At 39.4% G+C, this 5,253-nt stretch carries 6 protein-coding genes and 1 pseudogene; 1 reads left to right on the top strand and 6 read right to left on the bottom strand.

All coding sequences use genetic code 11. The features are described 5' to 3' along the window. Window positions 1–33: 33 nt before the first annotated feature. The 6 genes from flgE to P20495_RS11115 all read right to left on the bottom strand — a co-directional run bounded on the left by flgE (window position 34) and on the right by P20495_RS11115 (window position 4,923). Window positions 34–1,395, bottom strand: a complete 1,362-nt coding sequence (flgE, locus tag P20495_RS11090) for a flagellar hook protein FlgE (RefSeq protein ID WP_008136000.1) — start codon at window positions 1,393–1,395, stop codon at window positions 34–36. 60 nt (window positions 1,396–1,455) lie between these two features. Then, window positions 1,456–2,136 (bottom strand): flagellar hook assembly protein FlgD, encoded by a 681-nt coding sequence (locus P20495_RS11095; protein ID WP_008135998.1) that lies wholly within the window; start codon window positions 2,134–2,136, stop codon window positions 1,456–1,458. 13 nt (window positions 2,137–2,149) lie between these two features. Then, window positions 2,150–2,581, bottom strand: a complete 432-nt coding sequence (gene flgC / locus P20495_RS11100) for a flagellar basal body rod protein FlgC (protein WP_007378709.1) — start codon at window positions 2,579–2,581, stop codon at window positions 2,150–2,152. 5 nt (window positions 2,582–2,586) lie between these two features. Next, window positions 2,587–2,994, bottom strand: coding sequence for a flagellar basal body rod protein FlgB (gene flgB / locus P20495_RS11105; RefSeq protein ID WP_007378710.1), 408 nt, complete (start codon window positions 2,992–2,994; stop codon window positions 2,587–2,589). A gap of 142 nt (window positions 2,995–3,136) precedes the next feature. Next, window positions 3,137–3,970 carry a protein-glutamate O-methyltransferase CheR gene (locus P20495_RS11110; RefSeq protein WP_007378711.1) on the bottom strand — a complete coding sequence of 278 codons (834 nt, stop codon included), beginning with the start codon at window positions 3,968–3,970 and terminating at the stop codon, window positions 3,137–3,139. A 20-nt stretch (window positions 3,971–3,990) separates the two neighbouring features. Next, entirely contained in the window at window positions 3,991–4,923 is a 933-nt protein-coding gene (locus tag P20495_RS11115) for a chemotaxis protein (protein ID WP_007378712.1), read from the bottom strand. Window positions 4,924–5,064: 141 nt separating this feature from the next. Here P20495_RS11115 and P20495_RS22285 point away from each other — a divergent pair. After that, window positions 5,065–5,253, top strand: a pseudogene (locus tag P20495_RS22285) (flagella basal body P-ring formation protein FlgA); the annotation flags it as partial.

Here is a 5,253-nt window from a genome sequence, read left to right as displayed (position 1 = left end):
GTCCTTTTTATTTTTAGTTTAATGAATCTTAGCTTATCGAATCTGCAGAATACTTTGCTGAATTGTTGAGTTAACTTCAAGCGCTCGAGAGTTAGCTTGGAAATTACGCTGAGCACTTATTAAATCAACAAGTTCATTTGTTAAATTAACATTTGATTGCTCTAATGCGGATGAATTGATAGAACCTAATGTACCAGAGCCAGGCTCACCAGCAATAGGCTCTCCCGATGTTAAGCTCTTTTTCCAAGCTGTATCACCAACTTGTTGTAAGCCTTGTGAATTTGAAAAACGCACCATAGCAACCTGTCCTAAGAAAGTTGAATCACCATTACTATAAGAAGCAACAACTTTCCCATCAGAACCAATATCAATACCCGCTAAACGACCTACAGTTGCACCATCTTGTTCTAAAGCTTTCACCTCAAAGCGGCTTGCATACTGAGTTGGTACTTTATTTGCTGTACCTGCTTCGTCGCGCCAGTTCAGCTCAACACCTGTATCTGGAAAAGATGCACCATTAGTTAATAACGTAGATAATCCAGTTGTGGCACCTGCTGGTAAAACTAGTTCATCAAAAGTAGTAGCGCTTGTGTTAGCAACTCCATTTGTAGTTTCAGGTAAACCATTTGAACTAAAGCCAATCGTCGTTAAAGCGGTGTACGGGGTTGTAGTTTGCTCTCCACCAGAGGTGGGATCAATAACTTTACCATCTAAGGTAGCATGTATATCCCATTCGTTAGGGTTGGTTGTAGGGTCTTTTTTTACAAAAAAGTATTGCAAAACATGTGCCTCACCTAGCGAATCATACACAGTCGTCGAAGTCGATGAATTATACGTAGCACTTTCTGCTGGATCAAAAGCAAGTGTAGGTGCATCAACACGCGAATCTAAATTAAATGAGCTGTAGACGCTCGAAGTTGCACGAGGCGATCCAGAAGAATCTGGTATTTGCAATGCTGATGAAGTACTCAAACTTACTGAAGTCGTATCACCTGTGGCCTCATCGACTGGAAAACCCTGTAAAAAGTTTCCTTTAGCATCAACGACAAAGTTATCTTTATTTAGCTTGAACGCACCAGCACGTGTGTAAGTAAAATCTTGTGCTCCAAGATCTTGACTCATTGCGAAATAGCCTTCACCTGTAATAGCCAAATCGAGAGAATTATTTGTGAATTGCAATGAGCCTTGGTGAAACTGCTGAGCAACCATGGTAGTTTGCACACCGTCGCCATTCTTAGTTTTCCCCGAACTGAAAACTGATGATGCATATACATCAGCGAACTCTGCTCGCGATTCTTTAAAACCAGTTGTATTTACGTTTGCTATATTATTTGCTGTAACGTCTAAATCTTTTTGAGCGGCAGCTAGGCCGGTTAGTGCAATATTGAAGCTCATAATTCACCTTTAACCTGTTAATCTTTAGCCTGCTGGCAGGCGAAGTATACTTAAAATCTATTACGCGATTTCTGCAACATCTGTCAGCCTAACCGCACCTTCTTTAGTGTTAATTATGATGCCATTTGCACCATTGATATTTACACTCTCAATATTTTTAAAAGTGGCAATTGGTAAGCTAGAGAATTCACCATTAGTACTACCTTCAGCTTTTATAGTGTACTCACCTTCAGGCAAACGCTCACCATCCTCATTTTTTCCATCCCAAGCAAAGCGAACAGCTCCAGCAGATTGTGCACCTAACTCAATACTTCTCACTAATTGCCCTGATTCATCAGTAATTCGGAGCGTTAAATTTTCAACCGCATTTTCGGCAACAACAGAACCTCTCGCATCACCTACTGCATTTAAATCTAACGTATCTGATTCTAATAATGCCTGCTTACCCACCAAAGTAGATGCCTGTAAAGCTGAATTTGAAGTCATTGACGCCGCAAGTGACTCAAAATTACTATTGAGATTCGAAATTCCTTCGGCCATAGTAAAGCTAGTCATTTGCGCAATCATTTGATCATTGTCCGCAGGTTTACTGGGATCTTGATACGACAATTGCTGCGTCAACAACGAGAAAAAATCTTCTTGTGTTAACGCGTCACTCTCATCTTCGCTGCTAGCTACTTGCTGCTCTTGCCAACGGATTGAGTCTAAATAGGATGAAGATGTACTTATATCGTTATTCATAACCTACCCTCGGTTACCGCTGACCTAGCAGCAGTGTTTTACTTAACATTTGCTTAGCTGCATCTGCAACTTGCACGTTTGTTTCATAAGAGCGAGAGGCAGAAATCATATTAGCCATCTCCTCAACAACATTAACGTTGGGTTTATAAATATAGCCATTTTCATCCGCACTCGGGTGATTTGGATTATACTCAATCTGTAATGGAGCACTGCTTTCAACAATGCCTAAAACTTTAACGCCAACGGCGGAGCCCTGTTGATTACTTGCCGATGCTGAAGCTTTGGTAAGTTCAGCAGCAAATACAGGTTGTCGCGCTCGGTATGTTTTGTCTTGAGAAGAACTAATCGTATTCGCATTAGAAATATTACTTGCGGTGGTATTTAAGCGTACATTTTGTGCGCTCATACCTGAACCTGCAATATCAAATACATTATATAAACTCATAATTTTTATCCTTGACTACCGAGTGCTTTATTCAGACCTTTAAATCTGCTGCTTAAAAATTGCAAGCTGGCCTGATACTCCATAGCATTCTGTGTATACAAGTTTCGTTCCACTTGTATATCAACCGAGTTACCATCGCCCGTATCTGCTTGATTTGGTAAGCGAAATAATTCTGAATCATCCATACTACGAGTACCACCACCGATGTGTTTATCGTTAGTTCGTACCATTGTATTGCCGCTTTGCTGGTTTGATCTTGCCGCTTTTAATGCAGAGGCAAAATCAATATCTTTTGCTTTGTAGCCCGGCGTATCAGCATTCGCAATATTAGTTGCAATTACTTCTGCTCGTTGTGAACGGATCAACATAGCCTGCGGATGCACACCTAATGCCTTATCAAAACTGATAGCCATAACCATCTCCAAAAAATTGACTTACCTTGAATAAAGCAAAAAATACGCCATTAATACTAGAGTGGTGATTATTTATATAAGGGTATGTATTAAAAAGAAAAATGACGCTAGGCGCGTCATTTATATAGGGAAGGAGTTACTATTACAGCTTTTTTTGATAAATAATGCCAGGGTTGCATCGTACCATGTCAAATTCACTGCTTAAGCCTGTCATTGACTCTGATGCACCCAAAAATAAGTAACCTTTAGGATTCAGCGCTTGAGCAAATTGACTAATAATTTTAGCTTTGACTTCTGGGGCAAAATATATAAGTACATTTCGACAAAATATAATATCGAATTTACCCATAAGTGCGTAAGAATCAAGTAGATTTAAATGTCTAAAGCTAACTTGCTTTTTTATCGAATCATTTACTTGAGCCATACCATTGCCGCTATCTTTAAAAAACTTTTTACGGCGCTCCGCAGAAAGACCTCTTGCTAAAGCCAATGCATCGTATTCACCATTTTTACACATATCAAGCATCGTATTAGAGATATCAGTGCCAATAATTTGCGCCCCCATCCGTAACACATTAGGTTGCTTTGCTTGAAACTCAGCAACAGACATTGAAATAGAGTATGGTTCTTGACCAGAAGAACTCGCTGCCGACCAAATTTTTAGTGGTCTTCTTAGCTCCTTAAATTCCGGGAAAAGCTTATTTTGAAGCAATTCAAACGGGTATTGATCTCTAAACCACAACGTTTCATTCGTAGTCATTGCGTCTACAACCGCAGCTCGAAGCTGTCGCTCATGAGGACCCAGCGTTTTGCTAACCAGCTCTGATAAAGATTCTACATTAAATCGAGTCATTAACGGCGCAAGTCGGCTTTTCACCAAATATTGTTTATTTTCACCTAAAACGATCCCGCATTGCTGCTCCAAAAACGAACGAAACTGATCGTATTCACTTTGCTGCAAATCTTTATTATTCAAATTAGTAACACCTATTTTTATTAATCACAATGAACCCATTTTTTCACAGCAGTTGCTAGTTCATCTGGGTTAAATTTTGCAATAAAGTCATCAGCCCCTACTTTTTCAATCATCGCCTGATTAAAAACACCACTCAATGAAGTATGTAAAATAACATGTAAAGGGGCGAGTTTAGGATCTGCTTTAATTTCTGCCGTTAACGTATAGCCATCCATTTCAGGCATTTCAACATCAGATATAAGTAAAGCGACACGTTCGGTAATATTGTCTTTACAATCTAATTCAGCTATTTCTTTTAACCTTATTAAGGCTTCTTTACCATTTTTAGCTAACTCAGTTTGAACACCAAGTGGCTCTAGCGCACGTTTAACTTGGTTACGCGCAACAGCTGAATCATCAGCAATAAACACAATTCGCTCACCCAAGTCTTTTTGAATATCGCCGCTAGCTGCTACATCAGCACTTACTTCTGTGTTTACAGGGCAAATTTCGTTAAGAATCTTTTCTACGTCTAATATTTCGACCAGTTCATTTTCGATTTCGGTTACAGCGGTTAAATATGAATATCGGCCAGCACCTGATGGAGGCGGCATTATTTTTTCCCAATTCATATTAACAATACGCTCTACCCCACCCACTAAAAAACCTTGCACTGAGCGGTTATATTCAGCAATGATAATAAAACTGTCTGTTATGTTTTCTATTGGTCGCCCACCCACGGCCATAGAAAGATCTATCACCGAAATAGTCTGGCCGCGAATATGTGCAACACCACGAATATAGGCGTTTGACTTTGGCATACTTGTTAGTGGAGGGCATTGTAATACTTCCCTCACCTTAAATACGTTTATACCAAAACGCTGCCGACCCCTGAGCTTAAATAATAGTAATTCTAGGCGGTTCTGCCCAACCAACTGGGTGCGCTGGTTTACTGAGTCTAAAATGCCTGCCATTCAAATCTCCTAAAGAAAACAAATAATACGGAATGATAATTGCTTTCTATTTATAAAGCTTACATAACATCACGGGAGCGTCTTCTTTTTGACGCAAAATATTTATACCCTGTTTGAAACCATAAGCATAGTCGAAACATTATGAGTTTGTTAAAAAAAGTCAGAAGATACAGTGTTTTTTATTTTGTTGCTAGCCTCAGCTTCGCTTTACCCCTGCACGCAAAAGTCTTTAATAAAGATTTATTACAAGAGATCGCAATAAGTTATGTCGCCGATCAGATTGGTTCTACAGAAAATACTAAAATACAATTAAGTGCTTTACCACTTGAT

Source organism: Pseudoalteromonas sp. BSi20495 (assembly GCF_000241185.1).
In the GTDB taxonomy this organism is placed as follows: Bacteria; Pseudomonadota; Gammaproteobacteria; order Enterobacterales; family Alteromonadaceae; genus Pseudoalteromonas; species Pseudoalteromonas fuliginea.
This window is presented reverse-complemented; position numbering and strand designations above follow the sequence as displayed.

Bases quoted from the DNA above. Each gene is read 5' to 3' on its own strand.
- flgE (WP_008136000.1), bottom strand. From the start codon at position 1,395: ATGAGCTTCAATATTGCACTAACCGGCCTAGCTGCCGCTCAAAAAGAT.
- flgC (WP_007378709.1), bottom strand. From the start codon at position 2,581: ATGAGTTTATATAATGTATTTGATATTGCAGGTTCAGGTATGAGCGCA.
- P20495_RS11095 (WP_008135998.1), bottom strand. From the start codon at position 2,136: ATGAATAACGATATAAGTACATCTTCATCCTATTTAGACTCAATCCGT.
- P20495_RS11115 (WP_007378712.1), bottom strand. From the start codon at position 4,923: ATGGCAGGCATTTTAGACTCAGTAAACCAGCGCACCCAGTTGGTTGGG.
- flgB (WP_007378710.1), bottom strand. From the start codon at position 2,994: ATGGCTATCAGTTTTGATAAGGCATTAGGTGTGCATCCGCAGGCTATG.